The sequence below is a fragment of the Pseudomonas sp. MWU12-3103b genome (assembly GCF_023100615.1).
Taxonomy (GTDB): domain Bacteria; phylum Pseudomonadota; class Gammaproteobacteria; order Pseudomonadales; family Pseudomonadaceae; genus Aquipseudomonas; species Aquipseudomonas putida_A.
Genome location: NZ_JALMEY010000023.1, coordinates 1 through 23,352 on the forward strand (window position 1 = coordinate 1; position 23,352 = coordinate 23,352).

Here is a 23,352-nt window from a genome sequence, read left to right on the forward strand (position 1 = left end):
AGTGTTCCCGAAACTCCAGCCTGTGGCCTACCAGCAAGACTCCGGCATGGTCGCCAACACCCCGGTGATCAAGCGTTTCGACCTGCGCCTGGAAACCCGCACCAGCCGTACCACGCGCCGCGATTACGACTTCGAAAAACCACGTCTGACCCTGGAAAGCGAAAACCGCGGCGACGCCCTTCCCGACCTCGAAGACTACGACTACCCGGGCCGTTTCATCGACCGCGAGCGCGGCAAACACCTGGCCAAACGCGCCCTCGAACGTCACCGCAGCGACTTCCAGCTCGCCGAAGGCAAGAGTGATCAGCCACTTCTGGTCAGCGGTCATTTCCTCGCCCTGACCGAGCACCCGAAAGCCAAATGGAATGACCTGTGGCTGCTCACCGAAATCCTGCACGAAGGCAAGCAGCCGCAAGTGCTCGAAGAGTCGGTGACCAGCGACACCACTGCCCTCAAAGACGATTTCCATCAGGGCTATCGCAACCGCTTTCAGGCGACCCCGTGGGACGTGCCGAACCGTCCACCGCTGCGCCACCCGAAACCGCGCATCCTCGGCAGCCAGAGCGCCGTGGTTACCGGCCCCAAAGGTGAAGAGATTCACTGCGACCAGTACGGCCGGGTCAAAGTCCAGTTCCACTGGGACCGCGAAGGCCAGGCCGACGACAAGACCAGTTGCTGGCTGCGCGTCTCCAGCGCCTGGGCCGGCGCCCAGTACGGCGGCATCGCCATCCCGCGTATCGGCATGGAAGTGCTGGTCACCTTCCTTGAAGGCGACCCCGATCAACCGCTGATCAGCGGCTGCCTGTACCACAAGGAAAACACCGTCCCCTACGCACTGCCGGCGAACAAGACCCGCAGCACCTTCAAGACCCTGAGCTCGATGGGGGGCGGCGGTTACAACGAACTGCGCATCGAAGACAAAAAAGGTCAGGAGCATATCTACCTGCATGCCCAGCGCGACTGGGACGAGAACATCGAGCACGACCAGAAAATCCGCGTCGGCAACGAACGCCACGACACCGTCGAGCAGAACAGCTACACCGAATTCAAGGCAGAAGAACACCACACCGTCTACGAAGACCGCAAAGTCGAAGCCCGCGCCAACGACCACCTGACCGTGGGCGTCAACCAGCACATCAAGATCGGCACCGGCCAGTTCATTGATGCCGGCCAGGAGATTCATCTTGATAGTGGCACCAAAATCGTAATGGAAGCCGGTAGCGAACTGACCCTGATTGGCGGCGGCAGCTTCATCAAGATCGACGCCAGTGGCGTTACACTGAGCGGCCCGGTGATAGACATGAACTCCGGCGGCAGTCCAGTTAGCGGGACGGGAGCTGCAGCGGCACTGCCAGTGCCACCCAAGCCAGCAGATACCGCGCCGGTCGGACAACTCCTGGGCAACGCACCGCTAAATAAACCCGCCGCGAGAAATACCAGCGAAAAAGGTAAAGAGGCCCTCATCGTCGATGTGTGGGGCGATCCCGAATCAGGCAGCCAATTGCAATTGCTGGGGCCAGAGGACAAGGCATGAGTGAGTTCAAGGACAAGTCCATTAACGAAGGAACGCGTAAGAAGGTCGACTACGAGAATGATCAAAAATACCGGCTGGTGCTTAACGTAGAACGTATCGACGGCGGGCACCTGCAGATTCCCGTCATGGTGGACGCGAAAACCACTGAAGAACTGGACAGGTTCCAGAAAAATATTGTGCTTGCAGTCACACCTCTGGCCCGCCTGCCCGGCCACGACAAGCTCAATGAAACGCTGCAGGGCGGCGTGCCGCGGGTGGGTCGCGTCTATGTGTTCCAAAACAACAAGGTTTGGCGTGAACTCGTTACTGATGGTAAAGGGCAGTTGGCCGAAGTCGACCTGGTCCACTGGCGAAAAGTGGCGGATCAAAAAGGCAACGCCGATAAACGTGAGCCAGTAGGCGTCAATCAGCAGTTGATCCTGGTACCGATGATACTCGACGGCCGCTTTTTGGGTCGACAATTCAGCATGGCTTTTAGTGAAGTTTCCTGGACGTGGGAATACATCACCTGGCTGGAAGAAGACCCGAGCCGAATAAGGGCCCGCAGCCAAAATATGGCCTCCGCCTGGGCAGCAACAGCGGGTGAGACGACGATCTGGAAACCCACATCAATTCACCCCGCGACACCGATCGCAAAACTGACCAAAGGCCTGCGTTCACGCGACTTCAGCATTGAAGCGGCTATGGAAGATCCTGCACAGTTCACGCCGGACTTCGCAGCCTTCAAACCCGATGCGCTAATCGTGAAGCTGCAAAAGCGCAAAGAAGAGCTCGCTCAAAAAATAAAACACGCGCCACCGCCGGCTCTACCGACCCTGGAGGCTGGAGAGGATTTGCTGACCCAAAACGGACTGCGTGGTTACCCGCATCTGATTGGGATGATTCTCGACGATCCGCTATACGAAGTGCGCCACGCGACGACGCAAATTCGCGAATGTGTTGATTATCTGCAGACTCTGAATGCTCTTGTTCCCCATCAGCAACATGGACAATATGCTCAGGTTTTGTACAGCACGCTCGAAGGGCCATTGGCCGACTTAAAAGACAAGGTCGATTTGCCCAAATTGCAGAGTGTCGTATTTGAAGAGGAGCGAAAAAAATGTCGAGAGCAATTGGCCGCAAGACTGGCTCGCCTTATTGAAATAACTGACAGAAAAGTGCATACAGTCCTTCTTGACTGGTGCTATAGAAATGATGAGGGCCTCTTAGAGCCTTACAGTTTAATGACCGAAATACTTGAGGCGCTCAATCAGTTACCTGATCGTTGCGATGCAATGTATACCGGTGAAGGATACAAAGAGATTATTACGTCCGCAAATCGCATTTGCGAGGCCATATTGAAAGGTGAGCACCCGCTTGGCTCACTGTTATTAGCAAAAAACCAGGAACAGCTTCCAGAGACGATAAAACGAATTATCAAACTTCGAAAAACAGCCCAAGCGCCCGACCCAGCATTGACCGGGCTGAGTACTTTGATCCTGACATCCACGTTGACCGGAGCAGTGGATCAGCCAAGTGCGGGGAAGGGTTTCGTTTATTTTCTCGCTGACTTATTCGATAACCTTGGCGCAAGTGTAGTCGCGCAAATTGGCCGACTATCTCAAAACGCCTCAAAAATCCAGCTTGATCGTATATTCACGCCCGCATTTTCTACACTCTCAGTGCTACTGCCAAAAGTAGCAACTATAAAACTGATGCAACAAGGCCAAGCGCTCGCACAGGATTATGTTGTTATTGGTGTACAAGGCGCTGGTTTGCGCGGTGGAATCACTGAAGTCGAACGTCAGGCACTAACCAGAAAAAGTTATCGCTATGCGACGCTGCATAATCAATCAGGTGGAATTTTAGGTAGCACAAGTCCACGAATCGGCGCCTCCTCACGACCAAGCCTGCGTAACTTAACCGTAATTGCAATACCCAAGGACCACCCGGACCTGGCAAGTTACAGCGCCTTTCGCGTACAAATGAGTTCAGCTACGCAAGCTTTAGAGAAAAACAAAACAATACCAACACTCATGGTTGCGTTTGCAACATATAATATTTGGGCACAGATAAAAGCCTATAAAGACCTCAACAGTAGTGATGAGACCCTTCGAGGAAGCGCAGGGATAGCCAGCGCAACACTGGATTTATCTGCAGCACTGGGAAGCCACAGCAAGCTACTACTCGGTTCAACGATGGAGCAAAAGTTAACCAAGCCGCGATTTGACATAGCGAAAATCTCCACAAACTGGGCAAAGAATCTAAAAAACCAGACGGGCAGTTCAAAACTACCATTACTTCGTTCGGTAGGCGGTATCGCAACCCTTGGAGGTGCGGTACTGGGCGGATGGGACAGTTACCGATCCTTCAGTCAGGGCGATACTGATGCCGCCGCAGCGTATGGAGTTGTTGCAGTTGGCAGCGGCTTGTGGGGCGCTTATGGATTAGGTCTGGTTGTAAATCCATACATCTTGCTCGCTGGCGTGTTAATGACTGTCGGCGGCACAATTGCTGCGAATATATTCACTGACAGCGATACTGAAATAATCGTAAAAAAAGGCCCTTTTGGGATTCAATTTGCCGAGGCAGGAATGTTGGACAGCCTCATTGGCAAGAGTGATATTTTTACCCATTTAAAAGACCAGAAAATAGCTTATCAGCAACTTCTGGGCATCATCGGGAGACCCCAGATATTTGTTGAGCGCTTATCGCAATGGCGCAAAAAGGCGCCAGCGGCTCATAGAATCGCATTACAAAACGCAGATAACAATCGGTCAAAAAAGCCTGACTCGGCACTGGAATGCGTGCTTCCTGAAAAGCAACTGCTGAATGACAATGACTGGGCTGTAGTTTTGAGCTCGCCTCTACTCGCAATGTTTGAAAATGATAAAAAGTTCCGATTGATCGTACAAGAATTCCAAAGCAAAATAGAGAAGTCTGGATTATTAGCGGTCAAACGGTATCACCGTGTACCGGCGACGAATCCAAAAATCTCTGCCTTACCACTCGATGCGACCAGTGTACTGTACATTCTGTCACCTAGCCTTCCCGTCGTGCACCTTAATCCACTGCAACGCTATAGCTTCGACATGACGGAGGGGCTTAAAATCAGCGCGCAATTTGAACTCAGCGTTAACGAAACAGAAGATATTTTAGTGCTGCCTCAACCTAGCCCAAAAAAATGGAAAGCATTTACTTCTAAAGATCGCCAAACACCTTCGGATAAAATTCCAGCCGAGGACGTACCAGCTTATTGGCAGATTGAGATAATCGAGTCTAAAGTATGATTACAGAAAGAGATACGACTTATACGATTGGAGCATATCGAAGCGATAGCAAAAAACCTTTGCCACCACCTCGCTGGCCGGAAGATGCAAACCGGACCGGAATGTTTAACACTCATCTCGCATTTGGCAATTACGCCAATTTAGAACCGGAGGTGGAAGTCAGCTCTCAACTTGAAGCGATCAGACTCTCTGACTCGGATAAAAAAATCGATAACGTCATAGAATCCTATTGCAGTCATGAACGCTGGAAGTTTCAGAACTCCAGCAAAGCCACCCATTTTTTCTTCGTACTTAAGCTCATCAGCTATTCGTTCATCTGGGCGCCTTGGGTTTTGGGGGTCTTTGGTTCTATAGGCACAGAGTTAGGATATGGCAACCCTGGCACCGCAGGAGGAGCGATCATTGGTATTTCAACTGCCATTTTGATGCTCTCCTCTCTCGTGTTATTCATGACGGGAAATAAATTTCTTCACCACATGCAAATATTGGGATTTGTAGCCGGTGCAATTGCTACCTATTGGATAAAAGACTCATTATTCAGTGCAAACTCTATGTGTATCGCCCTATGGGCAGGCGCCTTTCTGTATTTCGTAGCGTCCCTTGGTACCGACGCACTGCTGTGGATTCATAGCAAAATCAGCACACACGATGGCAGCGAATTCAATCGAACTGACGGCATGCTCAGGTTCAAAAGGCGTTTCCGAAAGTTATTCGTTGCCCCGTTTGAAGAGTTCGACCCAGTGCTTCAGCTGCTTCCTAATGGCTTCGGCTCCCATGACTATGCGCTGTGGTTAAATCACCGCTATACGGATAATAAAATTTGCTTGGCCACCAAGGTTCACTCGCTCGGGCTGGATCAGGCCAACGCACTCGCTTTCTGGGACTGCCTGCAGCGCTATATGGATGTAACGCAGCCATTGCCCGACTTGCCTGTGCTTGAGCAAAGCCGCCATCTTGATCCCGTAACTGCAGCCTACGATGTGAAAACAGGCCGCAACCCAAGACGATGGAGGGATCAGTCGGAAAAGGGATGGATCACAGGTGGTCTGAAGACTCTGTCCAAGCAGTTACATGAGTATCCATGGCAAAAGGAAGCTTGCATTGTCAAAGCGCGTATCGATCCATTGTTGACGATTGAGGCGTATTACCGCGCTCAAGAAGCGAAAGGCATCGTTGCTACTCCGAAGGCCGATGATTTTGATGATGTTCATCGGCCTGGATGAGGTATCAATTCACAACTGTCGCACCTGCTTCTCCAACTCCACCTTCAACCCCGGCTCCAGCTTCAACTGCTTCGCCAGTTCATCCAGGTAGCTCTTCTCCATAAAGCTCTCCTCGTCCACCAGCATCACACTGGCGATGTACATCTCCGCCGCCATTTCTGGCGTACTCGCAGCACGGGCGACGTCGATGGGGTCGAGGGGTTTGTTAAGTTCGGCGTGCAGCCAGTGTTGCAGTTCCTGATCGTTGTCGAGTCGGGTGAATTCGCCCTCGATCAACTGGCGTTCGCGGTCATCGATGTGACCGTCAGCCTTGGCGGCGGCGACCAGTGCTTTGAGAATCGCCTGGCTGTGCTGCTCGGCTTGCGCCGGTGGCAGACGATCCAGGGTTTGCGGTTCGGTTTGTGGGGCGGTGCCTTTCTGGGCGTTCCAGTTGCCGTAAGCCTTATAGGCCAGCACACCAAGGGCAGCGAGGCCACCGTAGACCGCAACTTTGCCGCCGACCTTTCGCGCCTTTTTGCTGCCGAGCAGCAGGCCCATGGCCCCGGCCGCTAGAGCACCACCGCCTGCCCCCGAGAGCAGGCCGCCCAGCGCACCGGAGCCTGAAGACCCACCCAGCAAACCGCCCAGCCCGCCAGCCGCCGGTTTGTTCTGCGCGTCACCGGCCTTGTTCTGCAAAAGATCCTGGCCAGACTTGAGTAGTTGATCGAGCAATCCACGGGTGTTCATGTTCCGCCTCCAAAACAGGGGTTATCCGGATCTATCAGGCCCTCAGCCTAGTTCGAAAGTGCCCCGCCCCTGCTTGCGAGTGTGCTTCCAGATGTTGCTCCGCCTGCAGCAGCCCTTCGCGAAAATAGATATACACTCAGGCCAATCTATAAAAACCGCCCACCGGGTACCCTCCTCATGATGACCCTGCGTCAGATCCGTCACTTTATCGCGGTGGCCGAGACCGGCTCGATTTCCGCCGCCGCGCAAACCGCGTTCATTTCCCAATCGACCCTGACCCTGGCCATTCAGCAACTGGAAGAGGAAATCGGCGTCAGCCTGTTCAGCCGTCATGCCAAGGGCATGACCCTGACTCACCAGGGCCACCAGTTCCTGCGGCAGGCGCACCTGATTCTGGCCACGGTGGATAACGCCAAGCGCAGCCTGCAACAGAGCACCGATCAGGTCGCCGGTCAGTTGATTGTCGGCGTGACCAGCCTGGTCGCCGGTTATTACCTCGCCGATCTGCTCACCCGGTTCCAGCGTGCCTATCCCAACGTCGAGATCCGGGTGATGGAAGACGAGCGGCCGTACATCGAGCATTTGCTGGTCAGCGGCGAAATCGATGTCGGCGTGCTGATCCTCTCCAACCTCGAAGACCGCCACGCCCTGCAGACCGAAGTGCTGACCCACTCGCCGCACCGTCTGTGGCTGCCGGCCCAGCATCCGCTGCTGGAACACGACAGCATCAACCTCGCCGATGTCGCTCGCGAACCGCTGATTCAACTGAATGTTGATGAAATGGATCGCAACGCCCAAAGACTTTGGCGCGGCGCCGGGCTGCAACCGAAGATCACTCTCAGAACCGCATCCACCGAAGCCGTGCGAAGTCTGGTGGCGGCAGGTCTGGGTGTATCAATCCAGCCGGACATGACTTATCGCCCATGGTCACTGGAGGGCGACATCATCGAAGCGCGGCCGATTGCCGACCTCAACCAGACCCTCGATGTCGGTCTGGCCTGGCGCCGTGGGACCGCGCGCCCTGCCCTGGTTGATCCATTTCTGACCGTAGCCCGCGAGCAGCCGCACGGCGGACGCAAGCCATCTATTTAATCGAATGCCACCTTCAGTATTTAGAATTTGTCGACCTCGGAGCCGCGCACTAGTCTTGCTGCATCTATAAGACGGTCGGCTCCCGGGCACGGGAGCCACAATGACCACACAAGAAAAGAGATCGCGGAAAATGGCTGGCGTGCAGACCCCGATGTGTACCGCGTTGTTGATCGACGGCGAACTGGTCGCCGGGCAGGGTTTTGTCGAACCGATCCTCAACCCGGCCAGCGGTGAAATCCTCACCCACATCGCCGAGGCCAGCACCGAGCAGGTCGAAACCGCGATCCTCGCCGCCCACCGTGCCTTTGCCGAATGGTCACGGACCACGCCGCAACAACGTTCCAGTCTGCTGCTGGACATCGCCAACGCCGTCGAAAAACACGCCGACTACCTCGCCCGTCTCGAAGCGCTGAACTGCGGCAAGCCGCTGCACCTGGCGCGGCAGGACGATCTGACCGCCACCGTCGACGTGTTCCGCTTCTTCGCTGGTGCCGTGCGCTGCCAGACCGGTCAGCTCAGTGGCGAGTACCTGCCGGGTTACACCAGCATGGTGCGTCGCGATCCGATTGGCGTGGTGGCGTCGATTGCCCCGTGGAACTACCCGATCATGATGGCCGCGTGGAAAATCGCCCCGGCCCTCGCCGCCGGCAATACGCTGGTGTTCAAGCCATCCGAACACACACCGCTGTCGATCCTCGCACTGGCGCCAGCACTCGCCGAGATCCTGCCGCGCGGGGTGATCAACATCATCTGCGGCGGTGGCGAAGGCGTCGGTAGCCATCTGGTCGGTCACGCCAAGGTGCGCATGGTCTCGCTGACCGGCGATATCGTCACCGGGCAGAAGATCCTTCAGGCGGCGGCAAAAACCCTCAAGCGCACGCATCTGGAACTCGGCGGCAAAGCCCCGGTGATCGTCTGCAACGACGCGGATATTCAAGCGGTGGTCGACGGCGTGCGCACCTACGGTTACTACAACGCCGGGCAGGACTGCACAGCCGCGTGCCGGATCTACGCGCAAACAGGCATTCACGACAAATTGGTCGCCGAGCTCGGCGCAGCGGTCAGCAGCCTGCGCTTCGCCGGCAAGCGCGATGCCGACAACGAGATCGGCCCGCTGATCAGCACCCGCCAGCGCGACCGCGTCGCCAGTTTCGTCGAACGCGCCCTCGGCCAGCCGCACATCGAGCGGGTGACCGGCGCGGCGGTGCATTCCGGCGCCGGGTTCTTCTACCAGCCGACGTTGCTGGCCGGTTGCAAACAGACTGATGAAATCGTCCAGCGCGAAGTGTTCGGCCCGGTGGTCACCGTGACCCGCTTCGACGAACTCGCGCAAGCCGTGGACTGGGCCAACGACTCCGAATACGGCCTCGCCTCGTCGGTGTGGACGCAGAATCTGGACAAGGCAATGCAGGTCGCCGCCCGTTTGCAGTACGGCTGCACCTGGATCAACAGCCATTTCATGCTGGTCAGCGAAATGCCCCACGGCGGGCTGAAACGCTCGGGATACGGTAAAGACTTATCCAGTGATTCGCTGCAGGACTACAGCGTGGTGCGGCACATCATGGCCCGCCACGGCCAGCATCTCTGACTACGCTAATAACAAGCCGCAAAACGGCATGGCTTCACCGCGTTCACAACTGCCCCGACCATAATTTAAAGAAGAGGGTTTAACCATGTTCGTGCACAAGACCGCACTGCTCAGTGCAATCACCACAGCCTTGCTGGCCAGCGCCAGCCTGCAAGCTGCCGAGCCGCTGAAGGCGGTCGGCGCCGGCGAGGGTCAGCTGGATATCGTGGCCTGGCCGGGCTACATCGAACGTGGCGAGAGCGACAAGGCTTACGACTGGGTGAGCGGTTTCGAGAAAGAAACCGGCTGCAAGGTCAACGTCAAGACCGCCGCGACCTCCGACGAGATGGTCAGCCTGATGGCCAAGGGTGGTTACGATCTGGTCACCGCTTCGGGCGATGCCTCGTTGCGCCTGATCGTCGGCAAGCGCGTGCAACCGATCAACACCGCGTTGATCCCGAACTGGAAAACCCTCGACCCAAGGCTGAAAGATGCGCCGTGGTACGTAGTCAACAACCAGACCTACGGCACCCCGTATCAGTGGGGCCCGAACGTGCTGATGTACAACACCAAAGTGTTCAAGACGCCGCCGACCAGCTGGAACGTACTGTTCGACGCGCAGAATTTCCCCGACGGCAAACCGAACAAGGGCCGCGTGCAGGCTTATGACGGCCCGATCTACATCGCCGACGCGGCGCTGTACCTGAAGACCGCCAAACCTGAGCTGGGGATCAAGGATCCGTATCAACTCACCGAAGCGCAGTACAAGGCTGTGCTTGATCTGTTGCGCGCGCAGCAGCCATTGATTCACCGTTACTGGCACGACACCACGGTACAGATGAGCGACTTCAAGAACGAAGGCGTGGTGGCGTCGAGCGCCTGGCCGTATCAGGTCAACGGCCTGATCAACGAGAAACAACCGATCGCCTCGACCATCCCGAAAGAAGGCGCCACCGGTTGGGCCGACACCACCATGCTGCACGCCGAAGCCAAGCACCCGAACTGCGCGTACAAGTGGATGGACTGGTCGTTGCAGCCGAAAGTCCAGGGTGACGTGGCGGCGTGGTTTGGTTCGCTGCCAGCCGTGCCGGCGGCGTGCAAGGAGAGCGAACTGCTCGGCGCCGAGGGTTGCAAGACCAATGGCTTCGACCAGTTCGACAAGATCGCCTTCTGGAAAACCCCGCAGGCCGAGGGCGGCAAGTTCGTGCCTTATAGCCGCTGGACTCAGGACTACATTGCGATCATGGGCGGCAGGTAAGCCCGAGAGCAACTTGGTCTAACTCCCTTTCCCCTCTCCCCCCTGGGGGAGAGGGCTGGGGTGAGGGGGTGGCTTTTGACTTTGCTCTTGATTGAAGGGCGACGGCCAATGAGGCCACCCTCACCCCCCGCCCTCTCCCGGAGGGAGAGGGAGCTAAAAGCGGATCGCATTCACCGTTAGATGTTTCAGTTTTTTCAGAAGTCCAGGCGAGGGCCGCTGCGACGGCCCGCGCCTTTTTGGAGCACCGCACCATGACGCTTGCAGTCCAGTTCACCAACGTTTCCCGGCAGTTCGGCGAAGTGAAAGCCGTTGACCGGGTTTCCATCGATATCCAGGACGGCGAGTTCTTTTCCATGCTCGGCCCTTCCGGCTCGGGCAAAACCACCTGCCTGCGCCTGATCGCCGGATTCGAACAACCGAGCGCCGGCTCGATCCGCATTCACGGCGCCGAAGCCGCCGGTCTGCCGCCGTATCAGCGTGATGTGAACACGGTCTTCCAGGATTACGCGCTGTTCCCGCACATGAACGTGCTGGACAACGTCGCCTATGGCTTGAAGGTCAAAGGCGTGAGCAAAACCGAACGCCACAAGCGCGCCGAAGAGGCGTTGGACATGGTCGCCCTCGGTGGCTACGGCGCACGCAAACCGGTGCAGTTGTCCGGCGGTCAGCGCCAGCGTGTCGCCCTCGCCCGCGCCTTGGTCAATCGCCCGCGCGTGCTGTTGCTTGATGAGCCATTGGGCGCCCTCGACCTGAAATTGCGCGAGCAGATGCAGAGTGAACTGAAGAAGCTGCAACGCCAGCTCGGCATCACTTTCATCTTCGTCACTCACGACCAGACCGAGGCGCTGTCGATGTCCGATCGCGTCGCTGTATTCAACAAGGGCCGCATCGAACAGGTCGACACCCCGCGCAATCTGTACATGAAACCGACCACCACGTTCGTCGCCGAATTCGTTGGTACTTCGAATGTGATTCGTGGCGATCTCGCACGGCAAATCAGCGGCCATCCGCAGCCATTTTCGATTCGCCCCGAGCACGTGCGTTTTGCCGAAGGGCCGCTCGCCAGCCATGAAATCGAAGTCAGCGGTCTGCTCCACGACATCCAGTATCAGGGCAGCGCCACGCGCTATGAACTGACGCTGGAAAATGGCCAGACCCTGAGCATCAGCCACGCCAACAATCAGTGGATCGATAGCAGCGCGCAGCACCAGACCGGCCAGCGCCTGAGCGCACGCTGGGCGCGGGAAGCGATGATCCCGCTGCAAGACACCGTCGCGAGCGGGGTCTGAAATGAGCACGCTCGCGATGACTCAAGCACCGCCCCTGCGCCGGTTCTCCAACCTGCTCTATCGCAAGCCGAATCTTTATCTGTCGCTGCTGCTGGTGCCGCCGTTGCTGTGGTTCGGCGCGATCTATCTCGGCTCGCTGCTGGTGCTGTTGTGGCAAGGTTTCTACACCTTTGACGACTTCACCATGGCAGTCACCCCTGACCTGACGCTGGCGAATTTTGCCGCGCTGTTTCAGCCGTCGAACTTCGATATCATCCTGCGCACGCTGAGCATGGCCATCGTCGTGTCGATCGCCAGCGCCATCGTCGCGTTCCCGATTGCCTACTACATGGCGCGCTACACCACGGGCAAGACCAAGGCGTTTTTCTACATCGCGGTGATGCTGCCGATGTGGGCCAGTTACATCGTCAAGGCCTACGCCTGGACGTTGCTGCTGGCCAAGGGCGGTGTCGCGCAGTGGTTCGTCCAGCACCTGGGGCTGGAACCGGTGTTGCAGTTCATTCTGGGGATTCCCGGTGTGGGTGGCAGCACCTTATCGACCTCGCATCTGGGGCGGTTCATGGTGTTCGTCTACATCTGGCTGCCATTCATGATCCTGCCGATTCAGGCTTCGCTGGAACGTCTGCCGCCGTCACTGCTGCAGGCCTCCGCCGACCTCGGCGCCAGGCCGCGCCAGACCTTCATGCAGGTGATTCTGCCGCTGTCGATTCCGGGAATTGCTGCCGGTTCGATCTTCACTTTTTCCCTGACCCTGGGCGACTTCATCGTGCCGCAATTGGTCGGGCCGCCGGGTTACTTCGTCGGCAGCATGGTCTACGCGCAGCAAGGTGCGATCGGCAACATGCCGATGGCGGCGGCGTTCACGTTGGTGCCGATTGTGTTGATCGCGGTTTATCTGTCCATCGTCAAACGTCTGGGGGCCTTCGATGCACTCTGAGCGCGCTTCACTGGGCCTGCGTATCGCCGCCTGGGGCGGGTTGGTGTTTCTGCACTTCCCGATCCTGATCATCTTTCTTTACGCCTTCAACACCGAGGAAGCCGCGTTCAGCTTTCCGCCGAAGGGCTTCACCCTGCACTGGTTCAGCGTGGCGTTTTCGCGGCCGGATGTGCTGGAGGCGATCAAGCTCTCACTGCAGATTGCCGCCATCGCCACGTTGATCGCGATGGTGCTCGGTACGCTGGCTTCGGCAGCGTTGTACCGCCGCGATTTCTTCGGCAAGCAGGGCATTTCGCTGATGCTGATTTTGCCGATCGCGCTGCCGGGGATCATCACCGGGATCGCGCTGCTGGCGACGTTCAAGACGCTGGGGATCGAGCCGGGGATGTTCACCATCATCGTTGGTCACGCGACGTTCTGCGTGGTGATCGTCTACAACAACGTCATCGCCCGTCTGCGGCGTACTTCGCACAGTTTGATCGAAGCCTCGATGGATCTGGGTGCCGATGGTTGGCAGACCTTTCGGTACATCATCCTGCCGAACCTCGGCTCGGCGTTGCTGGCCGGCGGCATGCTCGCCTTTGCGCTGTCGTTCGACGAAATCATCGTCACCACGTTCACCGCCGGGCATGAGCGCACGTTGCCGTTGTGGCTGCTCAACCAGCTCAGCCGCCCACGGGATGTGCCGGTGACCAACGTCGTCGCCATGCTGGTGATGATGGTGACCATGCTGCCGATTCTCGGCGCGTATTACCTGACCCGGGGTGGCGAGAGTGTCGCGGGCAGTGGTGGGAAATAGACATCTATCGGACACCTAGATCCCCTGTGGGAGCGAGCTTGCTCGCGAAGGGGCCGTCACATCCAACATTGATGTCGGCTGACACACCGCCTTCGCGAGCAAGCTCGCTCCCACAGTTTCAATCCGGTTTCGACAGAACAATAAAAGTGTTAGTGAGGACAACAGACATGCAAACCAGACTCTTGATCAACGGCCACCTGGTCAACGGCGAAGGCCCGGCCCAACCGGTGCTCAACCCGGCGCTCGGCAGCATACTGGTGGAGATCAACGAAGCCTCCGAGGCCCAAGTCGACGCCGCCGTGCGCGCCGCCGACAACGCCTTCGCCGAGTGGTCGCAAACCACACCGAAAGACCGTTCGCTGCTGCTGCTCAAACTCGCCGACGCCATCGAAGCCCACGGCGAGGAACTGGCGAAACTCGAATCCGACAACTGCGGTAAACCCTACAGCGCCGCACTGAACGACGAGATCCCGGCGATTGCCGACGTGTTCCGTTTCTTTGCCGGCGCCAGCCGTTGCATGAGCGGTTCGGCCGGTGGCGAATACCTTGCCGGCCATACTTCGATGATCCGCCGCGACCCGGTGGGCGTAATTGCCTCCATCGCGCCGTGGAACTACCCGTTGATGATGGTCGCCTGGAAAATCGCCCCGGCCCTCGCTGCCGGTAATACCGTGGTGCTCAAGCCGTCGGAACAAACCCCGCTGACCGCGTTGCGTCTGGCCGAACTGGCGTCGGAAATCTTCCCGGCCGGTGTACTCAATCTGGTATTCGGTCGCGGTCCTAGCGTCGGCAGCCCGTTGGTCACGCATCCTAAAGTGCGCATGGTCTCGCTGACTGGCTCCATCGCCACTGGCTCGAACATCATTTCCAGCACCGCCGACAGCGTCAAACGCATGCACATGGAACTGGGTGGCAAGGCACCGGTGATCATCTTCGACGACGCCGACATCGATGCGGCGGTTGAAGGCATCCGCACCTTCGGTTTCTACAACGCCGGACAGGACTGTACTGCCGCGTGCCGGATCTATGCGCAGCAAGGCATTTACGACAAGTTTGTCGAGAAGCTCGGCGCGGCGGTGAGCAGCATCAAATACGGCTTGCAGGATGATCCATCGACCGAACTGGGGCCGCTGATCACCGCGCAGCATCGCGACCGCGTCGCTGCGTTCGTCGAGCGCGCCGTAGCACAGTCGCACATTCGCTTGATCACCGGTGGCAAGGCTGTGGAAGGCGACGGTTTCTTCTTCGAGCCGACGGTGCTGGCCGACGCGCAACAGGATGACGAGATCGTCCGCCGCGAAGTGTTCGGGCCGGTGGTGTCAGTAACCAAGTTCACCGATGAAGCGCAGGCGCTGGAGTGGGCCAACGATTCCGACTACGGCCTCGCCTCCTCGGTGTGGACGGCGGATGTCGGACGCGCGCATCGCTTGTCCGCGCGGTTGCAGTACGGCTGCACCTGGGTCAACACGCACTTCATGCTGGTCAGCGAAATGCCCCATGGCGGTCAGAAATTGTCCGGTTACGGCAAGGACATGTCCATGTACGGGCTGGAGGACTACACCACGGTTCGGCATGTGATGTTCAAGCACTAAGCCTTTAAAAGCTTCGCGAGCAAGCCCGCTCCCACAGGGGGACGCATTCCAAGGTGGGAGCGGGCTTGCTCGCGAAGGCGTCACCTCGGTTTCAGGAAGAAAACCGGCATTACGCACCACCAGGATTCCAAAACAATAACTACCGACCCGGGCGGCGCCCACAAAGCCCCGCCACGGCTTCGGCCATCCGAAATCTGCCGATTTCCCGGAGCAAACACCCATGAATGCCTCACCCGAATTCTCGGCCGCCGTTGCCGACAGCGATGCCGAACAACTGCGCAAACTCGGCTACACCTCGAACTTCAACCGCAGCATGAGCCTGTGGGAAAACTTCGCTTTAGGGTTCACCTATCTGTCACCGGTCGTGGGGGTTTATACCCTGTTCGGCCTGTGCCTCGCGGCCGGCGGGCCACCGATGTTCTGGGCCTATCTACTGGTCGGTTGCGGCCAGTTGCTGGTGTGCCTGATCTTCGGCGAAGTGGTCTCGCAGTTCCCGATTTCCGGCGGCGTTTATCCATGGGCGCGACGTCTGGTCGGCAAAAAATGGGCGTGGATGGTCGGCTGGATCTACTCCATCGCCCTGTGCGTGACCATCGCGGCGGTGGCCGTCGGTGCCGGCCCGTATCTGGCGGCGATGCTCGGGTTTGAGCCGAGCAACAACACCAACATCGTCATCGCGCTGGTGCTGACCTTGTTCGCCACGCTGGTCAATCTGAGCGGCACCAAAGTGCTGGCTCGTATCGCCATGTTCGGCTTCCTCTGCGAACTGGTCGGCGCGGTGATCGTCGGCGTGTACCTGCTGATCTTCGAGCGCCACCAACCGCTGAGCGTGCTGTTCAACACTTTCGACATCAGCGTCGATGGCTCATACCTGCCGGCGTTCCTCACCGCGTCACTGGCCGGGATGTTCCTCTACTACGGCTTCGAGGCTTGCGGCGACGTCGCCGAAGAAACCCCGAACCCCAGTGCAAAAATCCCGGTGGCCATGCGCATGACCATCTACATCGGAGGCATCGCGGCGATGTTCGCCTGCCTGGCGCTGATCCTCGCCGTGCCGGACATGCAAGCGGTGATCAACGGCACCGACAAGGACCCGGTCACCACCATCCTCAACAACGCCTTCGGCCCGGTCGGCTCGAAAGTGGTGATGGGCGTGGTAATGATTTCCTTCATCTCCTGCGTCATCAGCCTGCAGGCTGCGGCGAGTCGTCTGCTGTACTCCTACGCTCGCGATGAAATGGTCATCGGCAGCCGACTGCTGAAAAAGATTTCTCCTACCACTCAGGTGCCCGTTGCCGCGCTGTTCGTGTCCGGCGTCCTGCCCGCCCTGATCATCGCCCTCGGCTTCTTCCTGCAAGACGCCGTGGCCACCATCGTCAGCTTCGCCGCTATCGGCATCTACCTCGCATTCCAGATGATCGTACTGGCTGCTTTGTATGCGCGGATGAAAGGCTGGAAACCCAGCGGCAAATTCACCCTCGGCGCGTGGGGCTGGCCAGTGAACATCGGCGCGCTGGTGTATGGCGTCGGCGCAATCATCAACATGGCCTGGCCACGCACGCCGGATGCGGCGTGGTACGTGAACTATGCGATGGTGTTGAGCACGGTGATCGTGATTGGACTGGGGTTGATTTATATGTGGATTGGCAAGCCGTATGACCATGGGAAGGCGCCGGCTGGGGATGCTTGGAAGGTGAGTCGCTAAGCGCTTCTGACCCCGGCACCGACAAAGTGTCGGGGTTCAGCAAAGACGAGAAAAGTCATCAAAAAGAAAGCTCTGCCTGATCGTGCTTCAGTAACGAAATACGATCGAACAACCTGATTTTTTCATTGGCTTTTTGCTTGGCGTGATCGGACATGAATGCAATCAACTCTTCGAGCTGACTGACGTCTCCGACCACTTTGAATTCCTTTTCCTTGTTGACGAAGACAAGCGACTTCTTCTTTCTCGACAACAGTTCAATGACGTTGCTGAGCGTGCCGGTGCTCTTTGCGTCCCAGATCATCAAACCGTAGTCAGCTGCTTCGGCCATGACGACGTCTTTCTCGGTGAAGAAGGCTCTCGACCCCTTGGAATGCTTGGAGTCGACTGTTCTGGCGGGCCACTGTCCAAGATTATTCCTAGGAGCAGAACCGCTGCAGAACACCGTGGTTTTGGATCGTTCGAGACTCAGCAGGTACTCCTGAATGGAGGTATCGGCGCCACCTGCATCCCCAACCACCACCTCAAAATCTGACGCGACGATATTATTGATGCGCTCTTTAACCTTCGGATCAAGGTTCTTGATGTTGATAGAGCCAGCAATAAATACAGTGGTCATTGAATTCACTTCCAAGTTAGCGCTGCGACATAAATTTTCCCTACTTTCGGATATTTACGCAGAACAGCACAGGCCGCGTCCATCGACGCTCCGCTATCAAACAAATCATCTACAACCAAAACATTCCAGCATCCATCGGTGGTGATTTCATCATTGACAGTGAAACTGTCTCCAATCGCGGCAACCTTGTCGGCTTTGGAATGTAAATCCTTGAGCGACTTTCCCGTGGTCGCTTTTCGAAGCAAATCCGTGAAAACCGGCCGACCGATAATTCGTCCCAACGCCAGGGCAACTTCAGTCACCGGTTGTCGCTGACGAATATTTGAAGCGGGCATAGGCACTACAAACCCGACCTGGTTCAGTTTTGGGAACACATTTGTCGCTACTGCCTGGGCAAGTGGACTGACCTGAGTCCAATCCTTCTGGTATTTGAGCTGGTAGGTCGCCTCACCAATCTCAGTACGCTGATTATCGAAGCATGGGTGTCCGCGATCATCGTTGCCAAGAAAGGTACTACTTACCATGTGTTTGTCCAGCACCCAGCCCTGATCCCAAGGGCCGTTGATCTGCTTGAGAGATACCTTCATTGAATTCTCCTTTATTCGTCACAATCCTTTGAGCCCTGAAACGACGGGCCGGCATCTGCAACGATGCGCAATATTCAAACAAATAACGGAAAAAACACTGGTGAGGGGCGGTCTCGCTGGCGCCAATGCAAAAACAGGCATTTCCTACAGATACGACCCTCAGCTATAAATCCTCTTTCCTACAGAAGGTATCGATAGAACCGACTTGGCGTCGTAGGTTGCTAGCCGATAGGCTTTCTCTCGGCGGCGAAATCAGCGGCCCGGTGTCGGAGCCGGAATAAATATCAAAACGGCGTGACCGCACTCATTTGAGTGGCGGCTCTATTCTCAATATTGGAGTCGAAAAATGCCTAACCATGTACAAATTCCTTCTGAAAGCTCCGCTTTCTTCACCCCCACCGCCTTCACCCGCCACAACCGCTTCCTCCACGCCTTCATGCAAGACCACGAAGCCTGGTTCTGCGTGCAAGATCTCGGTCGCTTGATGGGTTACCCCCTGAACGAACGCCTCACCCTGAAACTCGATCCCGACCAGCGTCGCCATGTCCTCCTGCGTCGGGACGGCGAAATCATCGATTGCGCGATGGTCAGCGAGTCCGGCCTGTTCGCCCTGCTCGTCCATCACTTCGTCCCGGAAAACCGACACCTGCGCCAATGGCTGAGCCATGAAGTCATCCCGATGCTGCGCGAAACTCAATCAAACCCTGTGGAAAACCACCCGAGCTTGAGCTCAATGCATTGGGCAGGCGTTACCGTACCGCTGCTGCACTGGCAACAGCAGGCGTGGGTCAAATGGCGGGATGTGCCGGAGTTGATGCGCGGCCAGCGGCCGTATCCAGTCCTGGGAACGTGTAGCTGATCCAAATAAAAAGGGGCGGACCTTTCAGTCCGCCCCTTTTTATTTCCACTCAAAACCGCGAAACACTGCGCATCGCATCCACCAGATACCGCATCGCTATCCGGTCACTCTCCGACAACTCGCGATAACGTTCCACCAGCTTCAGCTCTTCAGAACTCAAACGACGCCTTCTACGGCCGCTGCCGAGGCAGGGGAAGATGCCGAGCATTTCGGCGATACCTTGTATTTTTGCCATGGACGATGTCCTTCAATACTTCAAAGAATTGCTAAACCACCACATCGCCCTGCCCCTTACAGCAGCGCCGTGTGCCCTACCGGTCAACACCGGTCATGCCCATAGAATAGAAATTAAATCGGCGCTGAAAAGCGGTTTTTAGAGTAATTAGTCGAAAAAAGCAGATATGCCGCATAAATCAGAACGCCCTGTCAGATTTTTAACCGACATGTCTTGTTTCATTGACACTCTGTCACTGTGAATCAACGAATTTTGCTCGGCGAGCGAACCGTTTAAGCTAGCCGGCATCTGTTTATAGTCCGTTGCGTTTGGCCGAAGGCTTGTCCGAACCGTAATTTCTGATCCAGCACGTGCCAGGAACGGCGCGGGATTGCTCACGACAGGTTGTATTTATGCACCGCAGGAATTTGCTCAAAGCGTCGATGGCCATTGCGGCTTACACCGGTCTCTCGGCTTCCGGCCTGCTGGCCGCCCGTGCCTGGGCAGCCAATGGTGGCGCCGCCGATGGCGAGGCCCAGGCTTTCGACTTCGAAGCGCTGAAGCGCCAGGCCAAGCAACTGGCCGGCTCGGCTTATCAGGACAGCAAACAGGTGCTGCCGCCAACGCTGGCGACCATGACCCCGCAGAACTTCAACGCGATCCGCTACGACGGCGATCATTCGCTGTGGAAAGAGAACAAGGGTCAGCTGGACGTGCAGTTCTTCCACGTCGGCATGGGTTTCCGCCAGCCGGTGCGCATGTACAGCGTCGATCCGAAGACCCGCACCGCGCGCGAGGTGCATTTCCGCCCGACGCTGTTCAATTACGAGAACACCTCGGTCGATACCCAGCAGCTCAAAGGTGACCTGGGCTTTGCCGGTTTCAAGCTGTTCAAGGCGCCGGAGCTGGATCGCCATGACGTGGTGTCGTTCCTCGGCGCCAGTTATTTCCGCGCGGTGGATGCGACTGGCCAATATGGCCTCTCCGCTCGCGGCCTGGCCGTCGACACCTACGCGAAAAAGCGCGAAGAATTCCCGGACTTCACTAAATTCTGGTTCGAGACCCCGGATCAGAACGCCACGCGTTTTGTGGTCTATGCGCTGCTCGACTCGCCGAGCGCCACCGGTGCCTACCGCTTCGACATCGATTGCCAGGCCGAGCGCGTGGTGATGGAGATCGACGCCCACATCAACGCGCGTACCGCCATCGAACAACTGGGCATCGCGCCAATGACCAGCATGTTCAGCTGCGGCACCCACGAACGCCGCATGTGCGACACCATCCACCCGCAGATTCACGACTCCGATCGCCTGGCGATGTGGCGTGGCAACGGCGAGTGGATCTGCCGTCCGCTGAACAACCCAGCGACCCTGCAGTTCAACGCGTTCGCCGACACCGATCCGAAGGGCTTCGGTCTGGTGCAGACCGACCACGAATTCGCCAACTATCAGGACACCGTTGACTGGTACAGCAAACGCCCGAGCCTGTGGGTCGAGCCTACAACCGCGTGGGGCGAAGGCTCCATCGATCTGCTGGAAATTCCTACCACCGGCGAAACGCTCGATAACATCGTCGCGTTCTGGACGCCGAAGAAGCCAGTGGCCGCCGGCGACTCGCTGAACTATGGCTACAAGCTCTACTGGAGCGCCCTGCCACCGGTCGGCACGCCGCTGGCGCGAGTGCATGCGACCCGGTCGGGTATGGGTGGTTTCGTCGAAGGCTGGGCACCAGGCGAGCATTACCCGCCGGTCTGGGCGCGACGTTTTGCCGTGGACTTCACCGGTGGCGGTCTCGATCGCCTGCCGCAGGGCACCGGGATCGAACCGGTGGTCACCTGCTCCAACGGCAAGGTGCAAGACTTCAGCGTGCTGGTGCTCGATGACATCAAGGGTTACCGGATCCTGTTCGACTGGTACCCGACCAGCGACAGTGTCGATCCGGTGGAACTGCGCCTGTTCATCCGCACCAATGACCGCACATTGAGCGAGACCTGGTTGTACCAGTACTTCCCGCCGGCGCCGGACAAGCGCAAATATCCTTGATGATTTGAGGCGCCTGTAAGGGCCTCTTCGCGAGCAAGCCCGCTCCCACACTGGATCCCGGTCGATCACACAGTTTGCGACCGACACAGAACCAGGGTGGGAGCGGGCTTGCTCGCGAATGCGTCAGAACATTCAACATCGGTTATTGAAGAAACTGCGTCAGGTCAGTGGGCAATACAGATGAATGTCTCTGGGTTCTTGATCAAACAACTCTGGATCCGCCTGATCAACCAACCGGCAACCCTGACGCTGATAAAACTCCACAGTGTTGCGCGATTCAGTCGCTGAAACATACAACGCCTCGGCACCGAATCGCCGACCCTGCTTACAAGCCAGCGCAAACAACTTCGCCCCCAGCCCTTGCCCGCGGTAATCCCGGCTGATGTGCAGAAACTTCAACTGGCGCATGCTCAACCCCTGATTGTGAATAACCCGGTTATCCACAACCACCGCCGCGATCAGCGCCTGCCCATCGAAAACCCCGTACAACCAGCCACCGCGCCGCAAGCACTTCTCCAGCGCCAGCGCGTTTCCCTCAGCTTCGCCTTCCGGCCAGCCACGCATGTCGAAATGCACCGGGTACAGAATCAGCTCACCTTTTTCCAGCCGATAACATTCCTCCACCAGCTCGCTGCGGTCGATCTGCGCCAGCAACGGCAAGTCGGGTTCGGTCAGTTCTCGCTCGATCAACATGCTCGACTTCCTTGGCAAATGGCAGGCAAGAAAAAACCCGCCGGTTCAATGGCGGGTTTATAGACGTTGCGCCGGTTTGAAATCAATCGCGCAGATCGGATTCGTGAATCGGCTGATCACGATGGGTCGCGCGCTGATACTGCGCAGGCCATACCGCTTTGCCTCCACCCAGATCATCATCGGCATGCAGCGGCCAGTAAGGGTCACGCAGCAGCTCGCGAGCGAGGAAGATGATGTCGGCCTGACAGGTGCGCAGAATGTGCTCGGCCTGCGCCGGCTCGGTAATCATGCCGACGGTGCCGGTGGCGATGCCGGACTCCTTGCGCACCCGTTCGGCGAAGCGCGTCTGATAACCCGGCCCCACGGGAATCTCGGCGTTGGCGGCGGTACCACCGGAGGAGACGTCGATCAGATCCGCTCCCAATGCCTTGAGGCGGCGCGCCAGCTCCACGGTTTCATCCGGGTTCCAGCCGTCTTCGACCCAGTCGGTGGCCGAAACCCGGACAAACACCGGCAACTCTTGCGGCCAGACCTCGCGCACGGCCTCGGTGACTTGCAAGACCAGCCGAATACGGTTTTCGAACGAACCACCGTATTGATCGCGGCGCTGATTGCTCAGCGGCGACAGAAACTGATGCAGCAGATAACCGTGGGCGGCATGCACCTCGACCACGCTGAAACCTGCGGTCAACGCACGTTTGGCCGCAGCGACGAAGGCCTGGATGACTTCGGCGATTTGCCCTTCATCCAGCTGCTTGGGTTGCGTGTGCTGTGGGTCGAAGGCAATCGGCGACGGCCCGACCGGGGTCCAGCCGCCATCCTCCGGCTTGACGCTACCGTGTTTGCCGATCCATGGCCGATGGGTGCTGGCCTTGCGCCCGGCATGGGCCAGTTGAATGCCAGCAACCGCACCCTGAGCCGTGATGAAACGGGTGATGCGTTGCAGCGGTTCGATCTGTTCGTCGTTCCACAAACCGAGGTCTTCGGCGGTGATCCGCCCGTCGGCGGTGACCGCCGTGGCCTCGGTGAAAATCAGGCCGGCACCGCCCACTGCGCGGCTGCCCAGGTGCACCAGATGCCAGTCGTTGGCCAGACCGTCGACGCTGGAATACTGGCACATCGGCGACACGGCGATGCGGTTGGGCAGGGTCAGTTGGCGAAGGGTAAAGGGTTCGAGCAGCAGACTCATGGGGCACCTCTCAAATCAGTGGGCAGGCTCCAGGGTTCTGTTTGAAAAGTCGACGAGTGACAGGAAATGGTGCAGCACCCGCCCCCGCGGGCAAAAAAATCGACAAGACGTCACAAGGCCAATCAAGCAGTGCTTAGAGCCTAGTCGACAACCGGGGATGA

General features: G+C 57.8%; 19 protein-coding genes. 13 read left to right on the top strand and 6 right to left on the bottom strand.

What is annotated here, in order from left to right:
* From tssI to M0808_RS26500, 3 genes are all read left to right on the top strand, one after another.
* On the top strand, positions 1-1,534 hold a 1,534-nt coding region (gene tssI / locus M0808_RS26490; protein WP_247843024.1), incomplete at its 5' end, for a type VI secretion system tip protein TssI/VgrG.
* The gene (locus M0808_RS26495) at positions 1,531-4,803 is read left to right on the top strand and encodes a hypothetical protein (RefSeq protein ID WP_247843025.1); all 3,273 of its coding nucleotides are present in this window, start codon (positions 1,531-1,533) and stop codon (positions 4,801-4,803) included. The genes tssI and M0808_RS26495, both read left to right, overlap by 4 nt.
* Positions 4,804-5,354: 551 nt before the next feature.
* Positions 5,355-6,026, top strand: a complete 672-nt coding sequence (locus M0808_RS26500) for a hypothetical protein (RefSeq protein ID WP_134787553.1) — start codon at positions 5,355-5,357, stop codon at positions 6,024-6,026.
* Between the two features lie 9 nt (positions 6,027-6,035).
* Here the strand turns inward: M0808_RS26500 and M0808_RS26505 are convergent, their stop codons facing one another.
* Complete coding sequence (locus M0808_RS26505) at positions 6,036-6,752, bottom strand: tellurite resistance TerB family protein (protein ID WP_247843026.1); 717 nt, start codon at positions 6,750-6,752, stop codon at positions 6,036-6,038.
* Positions 6,753-6,929: 177 nt separating this feature from the next.
* On the opposite strand from M0808_RS26505, the gene M0808_RS26510 reads away from it, so the two are divergent.
* The 8 genes from M0808_RS26510 to M0808_RS26545 all read left to right on the top strand — a co-directional run bounded on the left by M0808_RS26510 (position 6,930) and on the right by M0808_RS26545 (position 16,991).
* Complete coding sequence (locus M0808_RS26510) at positions 6,930-7,844, top strand: LysR family transcriptional regulator (protein ID WP_007967749.1); 915 nt, start codon at positions 6,930-6,932, stop codon at positions 7,842-7,844.
* Between the two features lie 130 nt (positions 7,845-7,974).
* Positions 7,975-9,432 (top strand): gamma-aminobutyraldehyde dehydrogenase, encoded by a 1,458-nt coding sequence (locus M0808_RS26515; RefSeq protein WP_098967403.1) that lies wholly within the window; start codon positions 7,975-7,977, stop codon positions 9,430-9,432.
* An 85-nt stretch (positions 9,433-9,517) separates the two neighbouring features.
* Positions 9,518-10,669, top strand: coding sequence for a putative ABC transporter substrate-binding protein YdcS (gene ydcS / locus M0808_RS26520; RefSeq protein WP_247843027.1), 1,152 nt, complete (start codon positions 9,518-9,520; stop codon positions 10,667-10,669).
* A 251-nt stretch (positions 10,670-10,920) separates the two neighbouring features.
* The gene (locus tag M0808_RS26525) at positions 10,921-11,958 is read left to right on the top strand and encodes an ABC transporter ATP-binding protein (RefSeq protein WP_247843028.1); all 1,038 of its coding nucleotides are present in this window, start codon (positions 10,921-10,923) and stop codon (positions 11,956-11,958) included.
* 1 nt (position 11,959) lies between these two features.
* On the top strand, positions 11,960-12,895 hold the full coding sequence (locus M0808_RS26530; RefSeq protein ID WP_096795795.1) for an ABC transporter permease: 936 nt from the start codon (positions 11,960-11,962) through the stop codon (positions 12,893-12,895).
* Entirely contained in the window at positions 12,885-13,694 is an 810-nt protein-coding gene (locus tag M0808_RS26535; protein WP_003222021.1) for an ABC transporter permease, read from the top strand. Before M0808_RS26530 ends, M0808_RS26535 begins: the two co-directional genes overlap by 11 nt.
* A 167-nt stretch (positions 13,695-13,861) precedes the next feature.
* Positions 13,862-15,286, top strand: a complete 1,425-nt coding sequence (locus tag M0808_RS26540) for a gamma-aminobutyraldehyde dehydrogenase (protein ID WP_247843029.1) — start codon at positions 13,862-13,864, stop codon at positions 15,284-15,286.
* A gap of 220 nt (positions 15,287-15,506) precedes the next feature.
* Positions 15,507-16,991 carry an amino acid permease gene (locus M0808_RS26545; RefSeq protein WP_247843030.1) on the top strand — a complete coding sequence of 495 codons (1,485 nt, stop codon included), beginning with the start codon at positions 15,507-15,509 and terminating at the stop codon, positions 16,989-16,991.
* Between the two features lie 58 nt (positions 16,992-17,049).
* Here M0808_RS26545 and M0808_RS26550 read toward each other — a convergent pair whose 3' ends face one another.
* Both M0808_RS26550 and M0808_RS26555 read right to left on the bottom strand, forming a co-directional pair.
* Positions 17,050-17,607, bottom strand: a complete 558-nt coding sequence (locus M0808_RS26550) for a hypothetical protein (protein WP_123587135.1) — start codon at positions 17,605-17,607, stop codon at positions 17,050-17,052.
* A gap of 5 nt (positions 17,608-17,612) precedes the next feature.
* The gene (locus M0808_RS26555; protein WP_064120575.1) at positions 17,613-18,194 is read right to left on the bottom strand and encodes a hypothetical protein; all 582 of its coding nucleotides are present in this window, start codon (positions 18,192-18,194) and stop codon (positions 17,613-17,615) included.
* Positions 18,195-18,540: 346 nt separating this feature from the next.
* Between M0808_RS26555 and M0808_RS26560 the strand changes: the two genes are divergently transcribed.
* Positions 18,541-19,053, top strand: a complete 513-nt coding sequence (locus M0808_RS26560) for a Bro-N domain-containing protein (protein ID WP_247843031.1) — start codon at positions 18,541-18,543, stop codon at positions 19,051-19,053.
* A gap of 49 nt (positions 19,054-19,102) precedes the next feature.
* On the opposite strand, the gene M0808_RS26565 is transcribed toward M0808_RS26560, so the two are convergent.
* Positions 19,103-19,288: a hypothetical protein gene (locus M0808_RS26565; protein ID WP_003222012.1), complete on the bottom strand. Its 186-nt coding sequence runs from the start codon at positions 19,286-19,288 to the stop codon at positions 19,103-19,105.
* Between the two features lie 392 nt (positions 19,289-19,680).
* Between M0808_RS26565 and M0808_RS26570 the strand changes: the two genes are divergently transcribed.
* Entirely contained in the window at positions 19,681-21,309 is a 1,629-nt protein-coding gene (locus M0808_RS26570) for a glucan biosynthesis protein D (RefSeq protein WP_139053775.1), read from the top strand.
* A gap of 159 nt (positions 21,310-21,468) precedes the next feature.
* Here the strand turns inward: M0808_RS26570 and M0808_RS26575 are convergent, their stop codons facing one another.
* A complete protein-coding gene (locus M0808_RS26575; protein ID WP_247843032.1) occupies positions 21,469-22,002 on the bottom strand; it encodes a GNAT family N-acetyltransferase in 534 nt (177 codons plus the stop codon).
* An 82-nt stretch (positions 22,003-22,084) separates the two neighbouring features.
* On the bottom strand, positions 22,085-23,191 hold the full coding sequence (locus M0808_RS26580) for an NADH:flavin oxidoreductase/NADH oxidase (protein WP_247843033.1): 1,107 nt from the start codon (positions 23,189-23,191) through the stop codon (positions 22,085-22,087).
* Positions 23,192-23,352: the final 161 nt, after the last annotated feature.